Origin of the sequence: Flavobacterium frigoris, assembly GCF_900111075.1 — a bacterium.
Classification (GTDB): domain Bacteria; phylum Bacteroidota; class Bacteroidia; order Flavobacteriales; family Flavobacteriaceae; genus Flavobacterium; species Flavobacterium frigoris.
This window is the reverse complement of the sequence record NZ_FOFZ01000012.1, coordinates 87,427-107,867: the sequence shown is the minus strand read 5'-3', so window position 1 is coordinate 107,867 and position 20,441 is coordinate 87,427. Positions and strand designations below refer to the sequence as shown.

Genomic DNA, 20,441 nt, shown 5'->3' with positions numbered 1-20,441 from the left:
TAGAAAGCCTAAAGACAAACAAAATTGCTTTCTGAATTTGAAAAATAAGGCAAAACTTAATCGCCAAGAAATTGCGCTAGAAACTTGAATCCGCCCATATGTCCGATAAAAAACAATAAATAGCTGCATATGAAAGAAAATCAGAGTTTAAACTTGACCCAATTGAGAAGAATAAGCCTGTTACTGGCTTATTTAAAACGAAATCCATACAAAACCAAGCATGATATTTTAGATTATTTTGAAGACAACGACAAAGGTTTTAATGAGCGTACTTTTTACAGACTTAAAGAAACATTAGCCAGGGATTTCGGGATTGAAATTGTATTTGACTATAACAATGATGGTTATTTTTTTGATGAACAAAAAAGCACTAACCCGGAATCTTTCCTGAGCTTATTAGAAGTTTTGGCCACAGCCGAACTTTTTTCAAGCAATTTCAAACAAAAAAACAATGCGCTTTCTTTCGTAGAATTCGAAAATAAAGCTGCAATAGAATCCATTCCTAATTTCAAAATCGTTTTGGATGCTATCCAACAACAATTACCTATAACCTTCAACCATAATAGTTTTTATCATTTAAAAGAAAGTAATTATACCTTAAAGCCCTATTTCCTGAAACAATACCAAAACCGTTGGTATGCCATTGGCGAAACCGAAAAAGGATACCGAACTTTTGGGATTGACAGAATAGATAATATTACTATTGGCACTAAAAAATTCAAACCAAAAACAGAAGAAGCAAAAGACAAGTTCAGCCATGTAATCGGTTTAAACTACGTAGATCATAAAATGGAAAAGATAAAATTATCATTTCACATTTCCCAAAAACCTTATATTGTCTCACTTCCTTTACATCATTCCCAAAAGGAAATCAATCTCGAAAATGAAACAACATTTGATATTGAACTACTCATTCATCCCAATTTTGAATTTAGACAGCAGGTTTTGAAATATGGAAGTCTAGTCAAAGTTGTTGAGCCGAATTGGTTGGCGGAGGAGATTAAGGAGGAATTGAGGAAGGGGTTTGAAGGATACTTATAATAAATAAAACCTCTTAAGTTTTAAATTAAGAGGTTTCTTTGGGTTTACTAATAAGGATAATAAACTAACGTTTTCCCTTTTCTGCCTGAAGACGGAAGTCCTAGTTTCAAATAAATACCAGTTTTTCCAATAAAATAATGTGTTTTCATTTTTTTAAATTTAAATTATTAATTACCCATAAGGTTTTCATATTTAAATCGCTGTAATATTCTCTTAAAAATAAATCACCATATCAAGATTTACTTTTTTTATTGATTTAAACTTTTTCGAAAAACCCATATTTAATTCAAAAACATCCTTCATTACGTTCAAACCTGCTGAAAATTCTAAAAGTTGATTATAGTCACTTGTTATTTCTGTTTTTAAAGTTTGCTCCTTATTAAAGGAATCATTTTCTGGATCTCTCGAATCTATAAGACCTTGTAATTTTGTATCCGCAGAAAAATTGTGACTTTTAACAAAATCATTTGCTTTAATAAACCCTTTTTCGATGTCAAAATCCGTTTTCTTTTCTATTTTTCTTTTTAATTCTAACCTTTGAGAGATTTTATTAGTCTCATTTTTTCTATACGTTGAATCAAATTCGACAACTTTATATTTAAAATCGCCATTTCCATTAAAATCCATTTCTTCAATACTATCTAGAACCACTGTAGCTTCAAAACCTGTAGCTCCTAACAATTGAGCCACTTTTGCATAAAACTCAATTTTTTCTTCCATAAAATAATACTCATCTAAAGAACTATTTACATAAAAACCAGGTTTGTTTGGATGCTTATAATAAACTGAGCCTAATTCAGGTTCCTGTCCAATTATTTCATATTTATTTAAAAACTCTTCTTTATCATATTCTAACGATAAAATTTCTGTCGACCTTAATCTGTCAGAAAATTTTTCAAATTTATAATTTAAAGACCTTTCGTCTTCTTCAAACAATACTATTTTACTATTTCCCATACTACAAAACTTATTATTAATGAAATGAAAAAAACAATAATTATTTTTTTAATATTTTCTTTTTTTTTAATTTTAGTTATTAATTCTTCAACATTAAAAGCAATATCTTTATTAATTTTAAGCGAATCTTCCTTCAAGTACTTCAGCATTTCTTCAACATTGTTCGATTCAATATAATAGATATAAAAAAGAAATCTACCAACTTCATCTTGATTTTTATAATGTGATTTTATACTTAAAAAATTACCTTTCTTTTTAATTTTCAACTCTTCATCTTCATATAGAACTTTCCAATTTTCACTACTATTAACAATTTGGAATGCTTTCATTGATAAATCAGAAACATTATTTGTTTCTAGATTACCATCAATAACGAAATAATCACCTTTAACTGGGGTCTCACTTTGTGAATACAAAATCCTTTTCATTATCCAAAAATTTTATCCATTAAATCACTAACTTCATTTCTTTTAGTCAAATTAACTACGAAAAAAGCATTATTGAATAAATTCGAATATTTTTTATCTCTAACTTGATTCAGTATTTCTTCGATCAATTTATTTTTACTGTGTTGGGATAAGTCTGAATGTGATGCTATGATTGCTGATTTTTTATTTTTAATATTTCCATTTATATGATCTAGGCGCGAGTTGCATTCACGTTTGTAATCAATACTTGTTAGATACTCACTAACATTGAAAAAATATAAAACTATATCATTTTTTTCAATAATTTGCCTGTATTCTACCATATAATTTTTAGCTCCCCCTATATCATTACCTTTATCAATATATATAGTTTTGCCATTACTTAATTCAAATTTAAAACTTTCAAAATTTTCACGTGAGGTAGGATTAAGAACTGCCTCAAGTCCTCTTAAATTATTTAAAAAAGTGGTTTTCCCTGATGCTTGCATTCCTATTATGCCAAGTTTATTAGCTTTACTATCTTTACCAAAGAAGTCTACAACAACACCTGTAACACCCCCTATGCCCCCGCCGATAAGTGCACCAACTAATGATACTGCACCAACTGGTCCTGCTACTGGTAAGGCAATAACAGCACCCACACCAATTGCAATACCTCCTAAGATTTTACCTACTTTTTTTATATTCATTTTTTTAATTATTTAATTTTATTATCAAAACTAATATTCCAAACTGTCAATTCTTGTCGCTCTATTTTTTATTCCAAAAAACTCTTAACCTTTCTCTCAATCCCTTCATCCGCTTTTTTCAAATTAGCTAAAGTTATTTTCAAATCAATTTCATTAAGAGTTATGTTAGAAGGATTACTCAACCAATCTTCCATTTTTCTTTTACCCTTAGATTGATTGATACATCTTAAAGTAATACCAACATTTTCGGGACAATTAACAACTAAAGCTATTTGCTCATCAGTTAAACGAGATTTGAATTGAGTATGAACGGATTCCGAGGAACGCAAGTGTTCATAATCGTAAGGATCTCCTCCTCTGAGTGTTTTTCCTGTGTAACAATCAATATAAAGTGCCAATCCATCACCACCACGAATGAGTGCGGCTTGCTGCATGACAGCTTTAGTTTTTGTAAAAACTTTATCGATTGCTAGTCGGCTATAAGTACGTTCTGGGTTTATTAACTGACTCATTGGGTTATTATCTTTTTACCAAATATATAATTATTTAATCCTATTTCTTATAATTAAAAAGCAATTACTCCTTAAAATTTAATTTTTAATGAAATACAAATATTAACTCATTGAATGTTATAAACTTGCTCTCATTTGTTTCTTAACAAACCATATAATTTAAAATTTAAAATAGACTATTCTTAAACTTATTACATAAACAAAAAAAAGCCTGATCTCACGACCAGACTTTTATATAAATTCGGAAAAAGGTTACCAAGCCAAACCCGAATTATTTCTTTTTTGATTTTGTCAATCCTTTTAAAAGGAGAGAAACCGCAAAACTTACAATGGCTCCCACTACCGCTAAGATAGTCGTTTTTACAATATCTTCAGAAAGGATATTGGGCACAATACTCAACAAAGTTCCTGATGCGGTTCCTATTCGGAGGGAAATATTAGTCTCCATCACGGGTTTTATTTTGGTTTTCCTGCTCTTTTTTGGCTTTGTCATCCACAGTGATTTGACTTACCGCTGAGATAACGCCACCTGCAACAGCCAAATAGCCTGCAACGGTCACGACAGTAGCCGGTAAAACAATTGGCGCAGCTATAACGCTCCCGCTGATGGCCAACAAAGCCAAACCAATGGCTCTCACAATCTTAAAAAAACTTGGAGTGGGCGCTTTCGCGCGTTCAACTACATTCATAATTTATCTACTTTTTTTCAGCCTTGTCGTCCTGAGCGGAGTCGAAGGATTAGATTGGATACTTATTTTTACTTCTTCATTGCGATCTAAAGCTGCATAAACCAAAGCTTTCAGCTTTTCCAACGCTTTTCGGGAATAAATTCCCTTTCCTACTCCACTATGTTGCGCTACAGGAGCAATACAGCCCAATAATTCTTTTTTGGCGTCATTGGCGGGATGGATTAATATTAAATCTCTTCCCGGAACATTTCTCAAATGCAAGTGCCATTTAAATTTTGGGCTAAACCGCTTCTGCAAAACATATTCTCCTTCCGGAATACAAGAGATACGCCTTTGATTTCCCAACCAAGGCAATTCGATGGTATAACAAACTAATGTGCCGTTCCATTCTAGTATCCCTTGCGTTCCTTCAGGAAAATAGATTCTGGTTAATACTAAACCCATCTTATATCAATTATATTTTTGTATTTATCCGAAAATTTTCTGGTATAATGCCGATATAGTATGAAAATGGTCCAATTTTTATTGGACTATATTGAATACATAATCGGTATTACAATCCGCTTACACTAACCAAAGCTAACGGGTTGAAGGATCCATTTTTCAAGGGATACATCTGGCCATTTACTTGTTGGTAAAACTCAACACCTAAAGCCAAAAACAACGGTTTTGTGCTGTTTGGCGTGACCGGGTTTACATGACTAATCGCCGCTGTTGCAGTCATATCCCATGGAAGAATAGCAGTTTCAGAATTCGTTGATACGAAAGTCTCTGCCTCAAAATCAATTTCAGCACCAGCTGAAATAATTTTGAAATGGGTCGTCCCTCCTGGAGCTGCAATCATATTAGCGGGAATAAACGAATCCAAATCAACGCTGATATCTCCAGATACTCTGTCGATTATCCCTACATAGGGCGCAAACAAACTAGTTCCCAGTTTCCCTCTGATATTGAACTCAAAACCAATAAGCAATTCCGCCTCACCATCAATTACATTTCGTAACCCACGCTCGCTAATCGTATCCGCTTGGATCACTTTCACCATCGCTTGGGTAAGTCGACTCACCACTCTACCGTCCGCAGAATTTAGAAGTAAGACTCTCAGAGCCGTTCTTAAAGTTTTTCCGGCCTTCCCTGCTCTACCAAACTCGGAACCATTTTCACGGGTTCTTTGAAACGCAGGATCATTTTTGATTCTGCTGGCATCAATACCACCTTTTTCACGAGCCAAATGGCCGTCTTTGGTTTTGTAAAAAGTAATATCTCCAATAGTACCTTTCAACTTAATTATGCCTTTCTGTCTTGCCATAATTCCTAAAATTTAAGTTTATAAATTAATTTAAAATGAATTCAATCGTCTTCCTGTTGCAACACTTTTCAATTGATTTGAATACAAATTTTAGCTAATTAAATCACATTAAAAAGGCCTCGACGACCAGATGGCAGGATCAGACACAGATGGCATAAATCGACATAAATGACACATGTGAGTTCGTTACGAGTTATAAATTTCTATATGCAATTACATATAGATTGTGTTTTAGCAAGTAAATTATATTCTTTTGCATATAATTTCATATATTTGCTCTAATTCGATGTAAATGCATATAATCATGATGACACTAGCAGACTTTGTAAAAGAAAAAAGAAATGAAGTAAACCTTACCCAGGAAGCATTTGCAGAACGTGCTGGAGTAGCACTTACCGTTATTCGAAAAATAGAACAAGGCAAAGAAAATCTAAATCTCGAGAAGGTAAACCAGGTACTCCGAATGTTCGGGCATACCCTCGCACCGGTTAACGCAAGAGAATTATCCAAAAATGAAAAGAAAGAATAATGAGAAAGGCAGCAATATATTATAAAGACGTCTTAGCGGGAATACTCACCGAAACAGATGAAGGAGACTATATCTTTCAGTATGAAGAACAATACATAAAGAAACATCCCAAACAGTTCATTACGTTTACGATGCCAGTAAGTCCTAAAACATATACCGACAAACGATTATTCCCCTTTTTTGAAGGACTAATTCCTGAAGGCTGGCTCCTGGATATCGCATCCAAAAACTGGAAAATCAATCCCAATGACCGTATGGGATTACTCTTGGCCTGCTGCCAAAATTGTATCGGTGCCGTCAGTGTTCAACCAATACCAAATGAAAATGAGTAAGAAATGCGTATATTGTTATCAGATAGTAGAGGATACAATTGGAGGTGATTTTCACGAGCAATGTAGCTTAGCGTTTTTTGGAACAAAACACCAACCTGCATTTGAACATACCCTAAAACAAATGACCGCCTTAGCGCTAAATGTGGTGGAGCGAAGCGTAGCAGTACCCGGGGTACAACCCAAATTATCACTATCAATAGTAAATGACACGATTCAGGACGGGAATAAAGGACGTCTTACCGTGGTAGGTGCTTTGGGCGGTAATTATATTTTCAAACCGCCATCCGAACAATTCCCTGAAATGCCCGCAAATGAACATGTAACGATGCGCATTGCAGAAGCTTTTGGAATTAACACTGTAAAATCAAGCTTGATCCGACTACAATCTGGCGAGCTTTCCTATATTACCAAACGCATTGATAGGACAACTACTGGAGAAAAAATCCACATGCTCGACATGTTCCAAATCACGGAAGCTTTTGACAAATACAAAAGCTCGATGGAGAAAATAGGCAAAGCCATCAACGAATTCTCAGACAATACCTTACTGGACAAACTATACTTTTTGGAATTAGGTGTTTTCAGCTATCTGACCGGAAACAACGACATGCACCTGAAGAACTTCTCGATGATCAATACAGGGGATAGTTGGACATTGGCTCCAGCCTATGATCTGTTGAACGTGGCCATAGTAAACCCGGAAGACACCGAAGAACTAGCCTTAACTCTCGATGGAAAAAAGAAAAAACTAAAATGGGAGCATTTCCAAACACTAGGAACAAACCTTGGTCTTAACGAAAAACAGCTAAAAGGAATAGTAAAACGATTCCAAAAAAACAAACCAATTGCCATGCAGTGGATCGACAATTCATTCCTGTCTGAAGCATTCAAAGAAAAATACAAACTACTATTAGAGGAAAGATACAGCAGTTTATTTCAGCCTAAGTAAACAAGCACTTTTTTGTTTAATTTTACTTAGAAGTTCGGATAATAGAATTTTTAAGTAAGCCAAAGCCCAATCAAAGCTATAGATAGAGTATGAAAACAGAATATAAGAGATTGTGTATTTACCCGAAGGATATACAACGCATTACCGGAAAGAGCTATCGCCAAAGTATTAGACTGTTACAAAACATCCGAAAGGAACGCAATAAGCTCCAAAATGAGCTTGTATCTATAGAAGAGTTCTGCCAATATACAAGCCTAAAAATTGAACAGGTTGAACCGCTGATTATTGGTTAGAAATTGTTTTAAACCTTTTAAAATAATTAACCTGAATAGCTATTGCAACTTATAAGCAAAAACGAGAAGCCGGACTTTCAACTCGGCTTCTCGTTTTATGAGGTAAAGGATATTAAGCGAAAAAAAATCACTGATACCTAATTTATTAATCAATTGTATTACTCTGTTTTTGAAATCCACTGATCCTCAATTCCCCACTTTTTATTAGGCAAAGCAGCAGTTTCGATTATTAAGGTTCCACCATTACTAATCTCTTCCTGCGTCAACCAATTTCTAAACAAAGGCCGCCCATTTAAATTAGCCGATTGAATATAAAAGTGATCTTTATTATAATTGCGAACTTCAATGTGAAATGACTTTCCGTTTTCCCAATTTAAATCTACTTTCTTAAAGATAGGAGCGGTCAAATAATAAATGGGACTACCAATATTTGCTGGTGACAGCCCTATACTTCGCATCACAAACCAGGAGGACATTGTACCTGCATCATCATCCATAGTACGCACATAAGCTTGGGGTGCATTCTTATAAATCCTTCCAATATAGGAATCTACTCCTTTACTATTGTCATTAAAATAAGCCTGTACCACGGTATCTAACATAATATTCCGAAACAGTTTTTGAGATTTCCAAGGTTGTGAACTCGAGTTATACAAACCAGGAACTTGTAGGTCTGGTTGATTCGCATGATTGTAATTATCCTCTGCAAAAAATTGATCTAATTGCTTCAAAAATAAATCTTCGCCTCCTATTAAGTTTTTTAGACCCAACACATCAAAAGGAACAAACCAGCGATACTGCCAAACGGTGCCTTGATACATTCCACGAGCGGGCATTTTATCGAGATCTCCTTTGGATAAATCGGCAAAATCTTTTTTCCAATAATTTTTATATTTTAAAGCCTTATTCAAATATTGGGCACTTAACATAGAATCTTTGGTAATTTTCAGGACTTCAGAAAGTGCCCAACAGTCATAAGAAGATTCCAAAGCCTTGTCAGGCGAATTGTATTCCAATCGGTCTACTTCTGCGATTAGGGAATCTTTGATGGAATTAAAATCTACAGGAAACCCTTTTTTATAACCGTCCAATAAAACAACAATCGCATGCTCCGTGCGGACTGTAGGCGAGGACTCGTGTTTGGTAGCCCAATTATTCTTGCCATACGGATACAAGTTTGCAATAGACTTCACTATGGGGCCAAAACGTTCCGGATAAGCCAATGATAGCATGGGTAATTGTTCTCGATAATTATCCCAAATAGCCCAACCGTTGTATATTGGGCTACTTGATTTTTGAATAGAACCGTCGATGGCTTTGTAGCTTCCATCCGATTCTGAAACTAAAAATGGCGCCTGCAATCCCCGGTATAAAAGAGAATAGAATAAATCTTCTCTATCTTTTTCGCCAGTCACTTCTATTCTGGTTAAAAAATGATTCCAGTCAATTGCTGTTTGTGCAGCCAACTCTTCCAAGAGAATCGCTTCTATTTTAGCTTTGGCGTAAGCCGTACTAACGGAGGAGAAACCAACACGAACTTCCATTTCGGTAGTGTCAGCAAGGCCAGAAATAAGATACTTATGTTCCGAAATTGGAGTTATTGTTGCCAAATTAGAGATCTCTAAAACATAATAAATACGATAAATCCCCTTATCGCAAGTGGTTTGGGTGTCAATCCAGCCGCTTATAGTATTTCTATCAACTTCATGCTCTTCGGCAACAAATCGATTAACAAAAGCATGGGACAAATCAATAAAAAGCCCTGCTCCTTTTTTCGGAAATTCATAATGATGAATTCCAAAATTATGTTTTACACTCATTTGGGCTATAATTCCATTCTTAAATGCTACTCCATAGAAACCCGGGGAAGCTGATTCTTGTTTTTTGATTAATGGTGCACTCACATCACCATCAAAAATAGGTTTAATAAGCAAATTTCCTCCAGTTCCCATACAGCCTACTCCTTCGATACGGCTATGGGTAAATCCCAAGAATTCCTTGGCCAAATGTTCGTAACCGGCATGAATATGAGGATAGGTTTGGGGGCCAATACTCATCATATTAAAAGGAGAAGATGCCGAAGGCGACATTTGTCCATGATCTCCAGAAGTACCTAAAAATACATTTACCTTTTCAACTGGTGATTGCTCTTTTGTAGCATTTTTTTTCAAAGACTGGCATGCAACTATAATAAAAACAAGTAATATAACTAATATTTTTTTCATGATATCAATTTATGGATCTAAAGGGTCGATTGGGTTTTGATGCAAAGATTCGATTTTTGGTAAAAACTCTATTGTAGTAGAATTAAGTCTCTTTAGAATAATGGCAGGTAAATAACCTAATTCTTCAATACAACGCGCATTAAAATTGGGGCTTCCTACATAATCACTATGACTAACATTCGTAATTACAATACTTTTTTTGTTAGTTGGCATTTGATAAGCAAACATCATTCTACTGACATTACGTAAATTTGTTGTGGTATGTCTGGCAAAAGGATCAATAAGGATGTTTTCTTCGGGAATATGATACACAGTCATCAATTCTTTTTTCATTTCAATAGCCTCGCAATAGGGAGCTCTAAAAGGATGAGCATGACCTCCAGAAACAATAATCAAAGGGGCTTTCTTAGCTTCATATTCTAATACTCCTAATTGTATGTTTAGTTTTCCTATGGCGGACAATCGGTCTTGATAATTCTCTGGTCCGTTTCCCAAAATTAAAATAGAAGCATAATCTAAAGCATTGAAATTTATTTGCTTTATATGATCAATTGCTTTTTTGTTCTCTTTTTCCTCTAACGGTTCGTAACGCGCCACCTCATCACGATGGTTCATGTACAAAAGTGACAAACTAAAATCCAGACTTTCTTGAAAAAATAAAGTATTCAATCTAGGTTTTTTATTGTGAAGCATATCAGACCACATAAAAACAGATCCTTTATAAAATTTAGACTTTACATCATAAGAAACAGAATCTATTGTAGCATACTGAGGGGCTTCTCCAATTCCATAAACATTCATAATCCGATTCATTCCTCGAGAACAAATTTGCCACGCTTTTAGCAGTAATTCGGTATCGGTATCGTTTTTAAAATTTTCATATTTACCAGAAGAACGCAAATTATTTTTCACAAAATCTTGTAGTTCCTTTTTACTTTTCATCAAAATTTGAACTTCCTTTTCAATACTTTTGAGTTCTTTTTCTTTAATTTGATAGGTACTAATCAAGCAGGAAAGGCTGTCTTTGCAAGAGCTCAGCTTGGAACTTATCTCTTGTTGCTGTTTATTAAAAATGCTTTTTAAAACACTATTGTTTTCTAGAAGTTGTCTAACTGCTTTATCGTTTTGAATGGCTGTCAGCAAATAAAAATTCTTATCCTGTACCAACGAAGAAGTTTTGGATGATTTATAATTTAGATCAAATCCTTTGACTTCTTGGCTATAGCCTGAAATACATGCAAGTGTAATTAATATGTAAATTAGTTTTTTCATCTTTTTTATATAAAAATTAGGCAATCGATAAGATTACCTAACTTTATTTAGTTTTTAATAACCATTATTCTGAGTAACCATTCCTATAGGTAATCCATCTATATACCTTTGTGGTATTGGAAAATATTCGTTTTTCCCTTTGATAAACACCGCATTAGTTAGATGTGTTCTTCTGGTTTTTTCAATCAAAAGATACGCATTTAAAACAGTATCTGCCTCTCCCCATCGAACTAGGTTAAAGAATCGATGCCCTTCCATTGCTGTTTCCAAACGAGTTTCTAAATGTACTGCAGTTTTAGCCATAACTTTACTTGTCCATACTGTGCTATACGGCGCTATAGTATAGTTAGCAGCATTGGCACTTCCGTCTAAAGTTTTTACAAAGGCAGTATTAGCTGCACGATTTCGAATTTGATTTACTAACGTTCTCGCTTCTTCTAATTTCCCTATTTCAACGGCTGCCTCTGCTCTCCATAAAACGACCTCCGCATAACGGATAATGTAATAATTTAACGCATTTACATATGGCCAAACCGTAACATAATAAGGTGACTTTGCTGAAACTATGCGCTTCTTTGGGGAAAATGAACCATAAGTAGCCAAATCTCTAGCCCAAGTATCCTGATATAAAATACCCAAATCTTTGTATGGTATTCCTGGACGACCAACGGTAATGTCCAAACGAGGATCTACATTATCACTAGCAACAACGTTTACATTATTTTCTAAGGGTAAACCTGAAGCATCTGTTTTAAAAGCGTTCACTAGATTCTGTGAAGGACGGTGAAAACCATATTGAGAATAAAATGGGCCTCCTGGAGCAGTCAATCTATCGCCGATACTCCCATTATAATTACTAGGCTGTCCATCATTTACCGAATGTTGAACTGCAAAAATAATTTCCTTATTATTATCATTCTCTGGTAAAAACACTTGTTGAAAATCCGTCAATAAACCATAATTACTACTCATTATTTCAGTAGTAGCGTCATAAGCAAGTTGCCATTTACTTTCAAATAAATAACATTTTGCCAAATAAGCTTTAGCAGCTATTTTAGTTGGTCGTCCCAGTTCACTTTGCGTCTCTGGAAGATTGGCATAAGCTTCCTGAAAATCTGTTTCAATTTTAGTCCAAATCTCATCTGAAGAAAAGGTCGTATTTGATTTTGCATAATCAGCAACAGTTGTAGCCGTTTCATCGATATAAGGAATGTGATTGTATATCTTTTTTAATTCAAAATAAAAGTGGCCTCTCAAAAAACGTAATTCAGCCATTCTCTTCACTTTTAAAGAAGCTTCAAAATCAGTCGAAGCGTTTAACAATCGCATGGCTTCATTAGAACGCTTTACACCTTCATAAAGTGCCTTCCATTTACGTTCAATATCTACAGTAGTTGCATTTTCATTGTAAATCTCCATTTGGTGAATGTTATTCTGATCACCTGTTCCGCCACCACCTTTATAACTATCATCAGACGTTATGTCTCCAAAACTAAAATTAGAGTCGGGAGAATTATAAGCATTACTAGCCCCATCTATTTGACCGTTCAGAACACTATAGGCCGATATTATAGCACGTTCTACATTTGCAGGCTTTGTCATTTCAGAAGGATCAACTTCACCGTATGTAACCTCCTCTAAAAAATCATTAGAACATGAACTCATCTGTAGGCATAAAGCCAATAGGAAAACTGTTTTTATTGTGTTTTTTATTCGCATCATTTTTAAATTTAAAAGTTTAAATTACAACCAAAAGTAAATGTTCTTGAAGGTGGATAAATCCCTCTATCAATACCTATATCAAGATTTCTATTACTTGAAGAATAACTTTGTAGACCTATTTGAGGGGTCATTCCACTATATTTTGTTATAGTAAAAACATTACTAGCCTGCCCATATAAACGCAATTTCATTCCAGCTAAAGCTTGCGAAGGAAAAGTATAGCCTAATTGTAAATTGTTTAATTTGAAATAAGAACCGTCTTCAACATAATAGGAAGAAGCACGAATGTTGTTGTTTCTATCGTCCAGTGACAATCTTGGAATAGTAGAATTTGGATTATCAACCGTCCAAGCATCTAATAAAGCAACATCTTTATTGTAGGCTGCTTGATTGAAAAAATGGGTTTTGTACTTGGTTAGATTATAGATATCATTTCCAAAACTTCCGTTAAAAAACATTCCTAAATCAAACTGTTTGTATTTAAGGTTGATATTGAAACCAAGCATCAAATCAGGATGTGGAGAACCAATAAAAGTCCTGTCTTTACTATCAATTATTCCATCACCGTTGACATCTTTAAACTTAAGGTCTCCAGCTTGTGCATTAGGTTGCAAACCATAATCTGAAACTTCTTGTTGACTTTGAAATAAACCTTCAGAAACATAGCCATAAAAAGATCCAATAGGTTCTCCAACTGCACTTCTAGATATTTCCTGATCAAAATTAACTGTATGCAAAGAAGAACTAGGAATTCCTAAATAAGCTACGCTATTTAAAGCCGTCAATTCATTTTTATAGCCCGTCAAATTCAAAGCAAGGTCATAGGAGAAATTACTTATTTTATCAGCAAAATTTAAATCTAGTTCATAACCATGATTTTTCATTTGCCCGTCATTAATCCATTGTCCATCATTAGTGCCTCCATAGGTTAGTGGAACCACATTATAAACAAGAATATCATTTGTTTCTTTATTGTAATATTCTGCCGTAACATTTAATTTATCATTAAAAAAACCTAGATCAACTCCAATTGTTCTCTGAGTAGTTGTTTCCCAGGATAAATCAGCATTAGAAACGCGTGTTTGTGTTAATCCTGTGGCTGTCACATTTTGACCGCCACCAATAGCATAATCAGAATAATTATTGTTATTAAAATAGCTATCTACAGTAGAATAAGAAGGTAGCTGTTGATTTCCTGTTTGTCCCCAACTTCCACGCAGTAAAAACGAACTGAATTTATCTCCAAAATCAAAGAAATCTTCCTTGTCAATTCTCCAGCCTCCAGAAACTGCTGGAAAAGTACCCCAATTGTTATTGGCTAATCTTGAAGTCCCATCCCTTCTAACAGTGGCACTTAATAGATATTTTTGATTAAAATTATAATTTACTCTACCAAAATAGGAGTTCAAAGCCCATTCGTTTGCAGTCCCAGTGTTTAATTGGTTTTCAGTACCATAACTTAAATATCTGAAATTTGGATCTTCATAAAGGAAGTTTTGACGAGAAGCTCCAAATCCTTCGTAATAATATTTAATAGCTTCATGTCCCAAAAGAACGTCTAGATTATGACTACCAATCTGTTTCTTATAATTTAAGGTATTTGAAATTGTTAATTGATAATTAAAACTATTGTTAGTGGTTAATGAGTTTTTCACATTTTGCGAAAGAATTTCATTGTAAACAGGTGAAAAACCTCTGTAATTATAATTCTCAAAATCCAATCCTAAAGAGGTTTTAACAGTGATATCACTGATCTTAGCACTAATAAATACATTCCCTAAGGCTTGAATTCGTTTTTGCTTATTATCTTTGGCACGAGTTAAATTCCCAAGAGGATTTGCAATATCATTGATTGGATTTCCAGCAAAATCTCCATTATTATCATAAACGGGAACAATAGAAGGGAATTGCAATGCATCATAAACGATACTTCCCAAAGCACTATTCGTTCCTGTTGCTACTTGCTCAGTATACGAAGACGTAAAGTTTTCACCAATAGTCAAAAAGTCTTTAATGGTATAACTGGAATTAAATCGAGCAGAAAAACGTTCAAATCCGGTATGCTTTATAGTTCCTTCCTGATTAAAATAGCCAAGAGAGAAAGCGTGTTGGCCTTTTTCATCCCCTTTTGACAGCGATAAATTATATGAATGAACAGCGGCAGGCTGCATAATTTCATTAATCCATTTTACATCATCACTGGGAATGGTTTTACTAGAATTAAGATACTCAGGAATTGTAGGTGAATTAAGATTGCTTCCGTAGATCCCACTTGCTGGTACTTTTCCATCATTCTTTGTGGCTTGCCAAAGTAGATCACCATATTGTTGTGCATTCAGCAGATTAGGCAAATTAAAGGCCGATTGAACACCAGAATACCCATCAAATTGTATTTCGGTTTTACCATTTTTCCCCCCTTTTTTTGTTGTTATAACGACAACTCCGTTAGCAGCACGAGAACCATAAATAGAAGAAGATGCAGCATCCTTTAATACTTGAAGAGTTTCAATGTCTGCTGAATTAATACCATTTAATCCATTTGAAGCTGGAACCCCATCTATAATTACTAATGGATCATTATTGTTAATGGTACTAAAGCCTCGTACACGAATAGAAGAACCTCCTCCTGGGCTGTTATCACTCATGATTTGAACACCAGGTAAGCGACCTTCAAGCATTTCAACTACATTAGCCTTTGGTTGAGATTTAATATCTTTCATTTTTACAGTAGAAATAGAAGCAGTAACATTTCTTCTTTGTTCTGTACCATATCCCACAACTACAACCTCGTCTAACTGAGAAGTTGATTCAAAAAGAATTACTTTAATTTCTGTCTTATTCTCAATATTGATTATTTTAGTTTCAAATCCCATATAACTAATGGATAAACTGCTCGCGCTTTCAGGGACATTAATCGTAAATTTCCCGTCAAAATCAGTAGTGGTTGCTATTGCAGTTCCTACTGCAAAAACAGATGCTCCAGGAATAGGCAAATTAGAATTATCTAAAACTACTCCAATAATTTTTCTGTTTTCTTGAGTCTTATTTTGATTTGAATTACCAAGTTCTTTTACTAAAATCCCGTTTTTAGTTATCTTAAAATCAAGACTCACCTTGGTTTTTAAAACAGCTAATACTTGATTTAAATCCTGATTACTCGTCGTAATAGAAATTTTTTCTTGAAGAAATTTCTGGTCTGACATATAAATGAACTTTTTGTCAATTTGCTGCTCTATTAGAGAAAAGATTTGTTTTATGGAAACATCTTTTAGATTCAAATTAATTTTCTCGTTTGCAGCTATATTTTCTACGGCTTCATTCATTATCGGAGTATTAGAATAAATAGTCCCAATACCCAACTGAAGACATAATGATAAGGTTAGAATAATTTTTTGTTTCATTTTATCTGTGATTACTTAATGTTGTTTTTAACAAACTAGAACTGATTTTAAAAAGTTAGTTTTTCTAATAATTATTAAATAGAGTTAAATAACTCTATCTTTTTTATGAGATTCCAAAGCCTTACTAATATATTTGAGTGCAATAGCTATATGATTTTCAACCGTTTTAGGGGTGACGTTTAGAATCACGGAAATTTCTTTATATTTTAATCCGTCTATTCTACTGAGTTCAAAAGCTTGCCGTGACTTTTTAGGAATAACATCTAATATTTCACGTATCAAATTGGTACTAATTTCCTTCTCTTCATTTTCAATAATCTCCTGCTCTCTACTGGGAGAAAACATTGTATTATTAGTTTTACTTTCATCGATTTGTTGATGAAACTGCTCTGATTTCCGTACTGTTTTTAAACTGTTTTTTACTACTACATAGATATAGGATTTAGGATTTTTAATTTTATCAAGAATATTTCTACTGTTCCACAACTGAATAAAAATATCAGCTACTTTTTCTTCTACAAGACAAGAATTCGATTCATAACTCAATCCAAAACGACACAAAGGAGTATAATACCTATTAAAGAAAAGTTCCATTGCTTCGTATTGACCATTTCGAATTTGCTGAAATAAATAATCGTCTGAAAAGCAATCACTATTGCCCATTTTTATTTGGTTAATGTTCATGATATTTTGCTATTTCGAAATTGTTTTGAATAGTTTTGGTTATACTCACATCTAAAATAAATTCTAGAGAAGTTATAAAGTCATCAATAGACTGATTCTTGAAAGCACCTTTAATATGCATATTTGCAATTACAGCATCCTTAATTACAAAATTCACCCCATAGAATTGATTAATTTTAGGAAGAGCATCTTCAATTTTCACATCGTCGAGTAGAAGGATATTATCTTTCCAAGCTAAAATTTTATTCACATTAAAATTTCTTTTAATGACACACTTTGTCTTAGCATTCCATACCAATTCTTCATTTGGCAGTAGGTTAATTTCATCCTTACTTTCTTTCAATAGTACATTGACCTTTCCCTTTGATAATGAAATTGTTTGGTTAATTGCACTGCCATTAACATTAAATTCTGTACCTAAAACTTTCACATCAAAATCATTAGTATGGACGGTAAAAGGGGAATTAATATTCTTTGTAACTTTGAAGAAAGCTTCTCCTTTTAACCATATATCCCTCTGCTTTCCAAAATCGCTAGAGTATTTAACTTCACTTCCCGAGTTTAAGATAACGGTACTGCTATCTGGTAGCGTAAAAGTGAGTCGCTCCCCTTTAGTAGCAGTTTTATGATTGTTATAATGTGAATTTGGTATTGTAACAAAATAAAAAAATGTGCAAAAGACAAAAAGTAAAGCAGTAGAAAGAAGTACCTTATAATTTAATGACCCCTTTACCGATTTTTCCTTTACTGGTTTGTTATGTTTTTTAATAATTTGTCCAAAAGAAGTAGTTGTTTTGGTTAATTTACTATCGGGATAATTAATCCAGATTGTTTTAAAATTTTCAAAAACAGCAAATAGATCATCATCCAAAGACAATTCGATTTCAAATACAGATCGCTCTGCTTTTGACATTTCATTGGCAAGATACCTCACACATTTTTTTTCCTTCTGATTAACATTCAACATAAATATTTTCCTTTACTTATAGGAGTCAAAATAAAAGAAATACCCCTAGTTTTCAATACCATCAAATCGACACCATATTGTTAATGAATCGTTAATAGCCTATTTATAGTGGAAGTAAGTCCTCGCTTAGAAAATTATATTTTGATAAAACTATTAAATCTAAAAAGTGACTAAGAGCTTAAACCGCGATCCGTTAGAAATACAAATGACTATCAACAAAGAATCGATTAACCATCAGGCGGGAACGGAACAAGCTCGAGAATGGGTTTGCAAGCATAGAGGAGTCCTGCCAGTACATCAGTCTAAAAATGGAACAAGTTGAACCTTTAATTATTGGGTAGTAACTTTATTTAACCTCATCAAATTTTGAACTTTACTAGGCTAATAACTTGTTCAATGATCGGTTCATTTACATGTTCATTTTTTAGTTTAGTTTATCCTCAAAAATTGTAATAAATCTGCAATATTTTGTATATTTACTGAACACAAATTGATAGAATACATTACGATTAAAAAAAGGGGGTGATTTCGGTTACCCAATTATAATTTATATTTTAAAATACTGATTATAAGCGATATATAGAGATTTGTAAAATCCCTCTTTCTCCGCTAAAAGCACCTCAAAAGGGTGCTTTTTACATTTCAATACTTTCCAACTTTCGATAAATTGGAAAACAAGTTCAAAAGTTGTTTGTTACAAACTATCGACCATTTTCAATAATTACTCAAACCATTCGCGCACAATAATATTAGGCTAAAATCCAAAATTTTTATTCCTTCTAACGGCAGAATTTCTTGAATATGGAGCGGTTTACTGTTTCAGTTTAAAAAATTAAATGCTTTCTAAATTATTTATTTGAAGTACTAATTCTTTTGGAACTAGAATTTTACTTTGGGTTTTGAAATCAAATAAAATGACCTCATGTGTTTTTATCGCCATCAATTTCTGGCTTTTTTCACTGTAATAGAAAGATTTCAGGATGATTCTGTCATCCCTGATTTCTTCCGTTTTTGTACCAATATGGATGGTGTCGGGATAGGTTACCGGAGCAATATATTTAACCGACTGGAATCCTAAAATAATACCTGTTTTCATTTTATCCCCTTCAGATGAGAAGAATCCAAGCGCTCTAAAATAATCAATCCTAGCTGTTTCTCCCCATCGAACATAGACCACATTATTAACATGTTGCAATGCATCCATTTCTCCCCACTGCACTTCAATAGTCGAAATAACAGGATACTGTTTTAAAATATCTTTCATTTTTTCAATAGGTCTTTAAACAATCCGCGGGCGATCACTATTTTCATAATTTCATTGGTTCCTGCATAAATACGGGCAACACGATTGTCAGCATACATGCGAGCAATGGGGTAATCCCACATATATCCATAGCCTCCAAATAATTGTAAACATTCATCCACTACATTGCCGCACATATCCGTTGCCGAATATTTAATCATCGAAGCGGTTTCAGTCGTTAATTTATGATCCACCAATAATTCAATGCAGCGATCTAAAAAGGCCTGATGTATTTGCATTTGCGTGGTACATTCAGCTAGTTTAAATTGGGAATTTTGAAAACCGGCAATCTGAGTTTTAAAAGCCTCTCTTTCTGTCGTATAGGCAATTGTGCTTTCAATAGCTCCTTCGGCTGTTGCTACTGCAAAAATCCCTACTGTCAATCTTTCACGAGCCAATTCTTCCATCATAATTTTGAAACCCATTCTCTCCTCTCCCAGTCTATTTTCTTTTGGTACTTTTACATTATCAAAAAATAACTCACAGGTGTCTTGAGATTTCATTCCTATTTTCTTAAAAGGGATTCCTTTACTGAAACCCTCCATAGATGATTCCATTATAAGCAAAGTCACTCCTTCCTGATCTGTATTGACATTTGTTTTTACTGCTACAATGGCCATATCACACATAAAACCATTGGTGATAAACGTTTTTTGTCCATTTACTACATAATGGTCTCCTTTATCTTCGGCGGTGGTTCGAAGTGCTTTCAAATCACTCCCGCAATTCGGCTCAGTCATACCTATGGCGGTAATCATTTCGCCTTTGGCCATTTGTGGCAAATACTTCTGCTTTTGATCCTCAGTTCCATATTTCAACAAATAAGGCGCTACAATGTCAGAGTGCAATGAAAAACCTGGACCGCTAATTCCTTTTTTTGCAAATTCTTCGATGAATAAAGCGTTAAATGAAAAATCAAGTCCTCCGCCTCCGTAAATTTCTGGCATATCGATACACAATAACCCCAAATCCCCAGCTCGTTTCCATATTTCACGGCCTACCAGACCTTCTTTTTCCCATTCATCCAGCTTATCCATTATTTCATTCGAAATGAATTCCTGAATCATTCCTTGCATCATTTTATGTTCTTCTGATGCGTATATCTTTCTTTCTATTAGTATATTCTGTAACATATCTTT

Annotated in this window: 21 protein-coding genes; 5 read left to right on the top strand and 16 right to left on the bottom strand. The window is 33.9% G+C overall.

Translation table 11 applies throughout. The annotated features are described in order from the left end of the window. Positions 1 to 129: 129 nt before the first annotated feature. On the top strand, positions 130 to 1,041 hold the full coding sequence (locus tag BMW63_RS14290; protein ID WP_074724155.1) for a helix-turn-helix transcriptional regulator: 912 nt from the start codon (positions 130 to 132) through the stop codon (positions 1,039 to 1,041). Positions 1,042 to 1,254: 213 nt separating this feature from the next. Here the strand turns inward: BMW63_RS14290 and BMW63_RS14285 are convergent, their stop codons facing one another. The 8 genes from BMW63_RS14285 to BMW63_RS14255 all read right to left on the bottom strand — a co-directional run bounded on the left by BMW63_RS14285 (position 1,255) and on the right by BMW63_RS14255 (position 5,625). Next, complete coding sequence (locus BMW63_RS14285; RefSeq protein ID WP_074724154.1) at positions 1,255 to 1,998, bottom strand: hypothetical protein; 744 nt, start codon at positions 1,996 to 1,998, stop codon at positions 1,255 to 1,257. Next, on the bottom strand, positions 1,980 to 2,426 hold the full coding sequence (locus tag BMW63_RS14280; RefSeq protein ID WP_074724153.1) for a hypothetical protein: 447 nt from the start codon (positions 2,424 to 2,426) through the stop codon (positions 1,980 to 1,982). Before BMW63_RS14280 ends, BMW63_RS14285 begins: the two co-directional genes overlap by 19 nt. After that, the gene (locus BMW63_RS14275) at positions 2,426 to 3,115 is read right to left on the bottom strand and encodes a GTPase domain-containing protein (RefSeq protein ID WP_074724152.1); all 690 of its coding nucleotides are present in this window, start codon (positions 3,113 to 3,115) and stop codon (positions 2,426 to 2,428) included. Before BMW63_RS14275 ends, BMW63_RS14280 begins: the two co-directional genes overlap by 1 nt. A gap of 68 nt (positions 3,116 to 3,183) precedes the next feature. Further along, positions 3,184 to 3,627: a hypothetical protein gene (locus BMW63_RS14270; protein ID WP_074724151.1), complete on the bottom strand. Its 444-nt coding sequence runs from the start codon at positions 3,625 to 3,627 to the stop codon at positions 3,184 to 3,186. Positions 3,628 to 3,898: 271 nt separating this feature from the next. Continuing rightward, positions 3,899 to 4,075, bottom strand: coding sequence for a hypothetical protein (locus BMW63_RS18190; protein ID WP_175460298.1), 177 nt, complete (start codon positions 4,073 to 4,075; stop codon positions 3,899 to 3,901). Next, the gene (locus tag BMW63_RS14265; RefSeq protein WP_074724150.1) at positions 4,065 to 4,316 is read right to left on the bottom strand and encodes a hypothetical protein; all 252 of its coding nucleotides are present in this window, start codon (positions 4,314 to 4,316) and stop codon (positions 4,065 to 4,067) included. The genes BMW63_RS18190 and BMW63_RS14265 overlap by 11 nt, the downstream gene beginning before the upstream one ends. Positions 4,317 to 4,319: 3 nt before the next feature. Further along, the gene (locus BMW63_RS14260) at positions 4,320 to 4,760 is read right to left on the bottom strand and encodes a DUF5675 family protein (protein ID WP_074724149.1); all 441 of its coding nucleotides are present in this window, start codon (positions 4,758 to 4,760) and stop codon (positions 4,320 to 4,322) included. A gap of 109 nt (positions 4,761 to 4,869) precedes the next feature. Continuing rightward, positions 4,870 to 5,625 (bottom strand): hypothetical protein, encoded by a 756-nt coding sequence (locus BMW63_RS14255; protein WP_074724148.1) that lies wholly within the window; start codon positions 5,623 to 5,625, stop codon positions 4,870 to 4,872. A gap of 304 nt (positions 5,626 to 5,929) precedes the next feature. Between BMW63_RS14255 and BMW63_RS14250 the strand changes: the two genes are divergently transcribed. From BMW63_RS14250 to BMW63_RS14240, 3 genes are read left to right on the top strand one after another with little or no spacing between them, the layout of a single operon-like run. Then, on the top strand, positions 5,930 to 6,154 hold the full coding sequence (locus BMW63_RS14250; RefSeq protein WP_072992765.1) for a helix-turn-helix domain-containing protein: 225 nt from the start codon (positions 5,930 to 5,932) through the stop codon (positions 6,152 to 6,154). Further along, positions 6,154 to 6,486, top strand: coding sequence for a HipA N-terminal domain-containing protein (locus BMW63_RS14245; RefSeq protein ID WP_016991032.1), 333 nt, complete (start codon positions 6,154 to 6,156; stop codon positions 6,484 to 6,486). Before BMW63_RS14250 ends, BMW63_RS14245 begins: the two co-directional genes overlap by 1 nt. Beyond that, positions 6,479 to 7,435, top strand: coding sequence for a HipA domain-containing protein (locus BMW63_RS14240; RefSeq protein ID WP_074724158.1), 957 nt, complete (start codon positions 6,479 to 6,481; stop codon positions 7,433 to 7,435). The genes BMW63_RS14245 and BMW63_RS14240 overlap by 8 nt, the downstream gene beginning before the upstream one ends. 451 nt (positions 7,436 to 7,886) lie before the next feature. On the opposite strand, the gene BMW63_RS14230 is transcribed toward BMW63_RS14240, so the two are convergent. The 6 genes from BMW63_RS14230 to BMW63_RS14205 form a co-directional block, all read right to left on the bottom strand. Next, entirely contained in the window at positions 7,887 to 9,953 is a 2,067-nt protein-coding gene (locus BMW63_RS14230; RefSeq protein WP_074724147.1) for a glycoside hydrolase domain-containing protein, read from the bottom strand. A gap of 9 nt (positions 9,954 to 9,962) precedes the next feature. Beyond that, positions 9,963 to 11,225, bottom strand: a complete 1,263-nt coding sequence (locus BMW63_RS14225; protein WP_074724146.1) for a YdcF family protein — start codon at positions 11,223 to 11,225, stop codon at positions 9,963 to 9,965. A 54-nt stretch (positions 11,226 to 11,279) separates the two neighbouring features. Further along, the gene (locus BMW63_RS14220; RefSeq protein WP_083380513.1) at positions 11,280 to 12,944 is read right to left on the bottom strand and encodes a RagB/SusD family nutrient uptake outer membrane protein; all 1,665 of its coding nucleotides are present in this window, start codon (positions 12,942 to 12,944) and stop codon (positions 11,280 to 11,282) included. An 11-nt stretch (positions 12,945 to 12,955) separates the two neighbouring features. Then, a complete protein-coding gene (locus BMW63_RS14215) occupies positions 12,956 to 16,348 on the bottom strand; it encodes a SusC/RagA family TonB-linked outer membrane protein (protein ID WP_074724144.1) in 3,393 nt (1,130 codons plus the stop codon). A gap of 84 nt (positions 16,349 to 16,432) precedes the next feature. Then, positions 16,433 to 17,032, bottom strand: a complete 600-nt coding sequence (locus BMW63_RS14210) for a sigma-70 family RNA polymerase sigma factor (RefSeq protein ID WP_083380508.1) — start codon at positions 17,030 to 17,032, stop codon at positions 16,433 to 16,435. Continuing rightward, positions 17,022 to 17,966, bottom strand: a complete 945-nt coding sequence (locus BMW63_RS14205) for a FecR family protein (RefSeq protein ID WP_245744975.1) — start codon at positions 17,964 to 17,966, stop codon at positions 17,022 to 17,024. Before BMW63_RS14205 ends, BMW63_RS14210 begins: the two co-directional genes overlap by 11 nt. A gap of 199 nt (positions 17,967 to 18,165) precedes the next feature. Here BMW63_RS14205 and BMW63_RS18185 point away from each other — a divergent pair, with 199 nt between their 5' ends. Next, the gene (locus BMW63_RS18185) at positions 18,166 to 18,321 is read left to right on the top strand and encodes a hypothetical protein (RefSeq protein WP_175460297.1); all 156 of its coding nucleotides are present in this window, start codon (positions 18,166 to 18,168) and stop codon (positions 18,319 to 18,321) included. Between the two features lie 510 nt (positions 18,322 to 18,831). On the opposite strand, the gene BMW63_RS14200 is transcribed toward BMW63_RS18185, so the two are convergent. Both BMW63_RS14200 and BMW63_RS14195 read right to left on the bottom strand, forming a co-directional pair. Next, on the bottom strand, positions 18,832 to 19,263 hold the full coding sequence (locus tag BMW63_RS14200) for an acyl-CoA thioesterase (protein WP_074724142.1): 432 nt from the start codon (positions 19,261 to 19,263) through the stop codon (positions 18,832 to 18,834). Beyond that, a complete protein-coding gene (locus BMW63_RS14195) occupies positions 19,260 to 20,435 on the bottom strand; it encodes an acyl-CoA dehydrogenase family protein (protein ID WP_074724141.1) in 1,176 nt (391 codons plus the stop codon). The genes BMW63_RS14200 and BMW63_RS14195 overlap by 4 nt, the downstream gene beginning before the upstream one ends. Positions 20,436 to 20,441: the final 6 nt, after the last annotated feature.

Coding starts and splice junctions, on each gene's coding strand:
- BMW63_RS14195 (WP_074724141.1), bottom strand. CDS start 20,435: ATGTTACAGAATATACTAATAGAAAGAAAGATATACGCATCAGAAGAA.
- BMW63_RS14285 (WP_074724154.1), bottom strand. CDS start 1,998: ATGGGAAATAGTAAAATAGTATTGTTTGAAGAAGACGAAAGGTCTTTA.
- BMW63_RS14265 (WP_074724150.1), bottom strand. CDS start 4,316: ATGAATGTAGTTGAACGCGCGAAAGCGCCCACTCCAAGTTTTTTTAAG.
- BMW63_RS14225 (WP_074724146.1), bottom strand. CDS start 11,225: ATGAAAAAACTAATTTACATATTAATTACACTTGCATGTATTTCAGGC.
- BMW63_RS14290 (WP_074724155.1), top strand. CDS start 130: ATGAAAGAAAATCAGAGTTTAAACTTGACCCAATTGAGAAGAATAAGC.
- BMW63_RS14210 (WP_083380508.1), bottom strand. CDS start 17,032: ATGAACATTAACCAAATAAAAATGGGCAATAGTGATTGCTTTTCAGAC.
- BMW63_RS18190 (WP_175460298.1), bottom strand. CDS start 4,075: ATGGAGACTAATATTTCCCTCCGAATAGGAACCGCATCAGGAACTTTG.
- BMW63_RS14200 (WP_074724142.1), bottom strand. CDS start 19,263: ATGAAAGATATTTTAAAACAGTATCCTGTTATTTCGACTATTGAAGTG.
- BMW63_RS14250 (WP_072992765.1), top strand. CDS start 5,930: ATGATGACACTAGCAGACTTTGTAAAAGAAAAAAGAAATGAAGTAAAC.
- BMW63_RS14280 (WP_074724153.1), bottom strand. CDS start 2,426: ATGAAAAGGATTTTGTATTCACAAAGTGAGACCCCAGTTAAAGGTGAT.
- BMW63_RS14245 (WP_016991032.1), top strand. CDS start 6,154: ATGAGAAAGGCAGCAATATATTATAAAGACGTCTTAGCGGGAATACTC.
- BMW63_RS14240 (WP_074724158.1), top strand. CDS start 6,479: ATGAGTAAGAAATGCGTATATTGTTATCAGATAGTAGAGGATACAATT.
- BMW63_RS14220 (WP_083380513.1), bottom strand. CDS start 12,944: ATGCGAATAAAAAACACAATAAAAACAGTTTTCCTATTGGCTTTATGC.
- BMW63_RS14215 (WP_074724144.1), bottom strand. CDS start 16,348: ATGAAACAAAAAATTATTCTAACCTTATCATTATGTCTTCAGTTGGGT.
- BMW63_RS14255 (WP_074724148.1), bottom strand. CDS start 5,625: ATGGCAAGACAGAAAGGCATAATTAAGTTGAAAGGTACTATTGGAGAT.
- BMW63_RS14230 (WP_074724147.1), bottom strand. CDS start 9,953: ATGAAAAAAATATTAGTTATATTACTTGTTTTTATTATAGTTGCATGC.
- BMW63_RS14270 (WP_074724151.1), bottom strand. CDS start 3,627: ATGAGTCAGTTAATAAACCCAGAACGTACTTATAGCCGACTAGCAATC.
- BMW63_RS14275 (WP_074724152.1), bottom strand. CDS start 3,115: ATGAATATAAAAAAAGTAGGTAAAATCTTAGGAGGTATTGCAATTGGT.
- BMW63_RS14260 (WP_074724149.1), bottom strand. CDS start 4,760: ATGGGTTTAGTATTAACCAGAATCTATTTTCCTGAAGGAACGCAAGGG.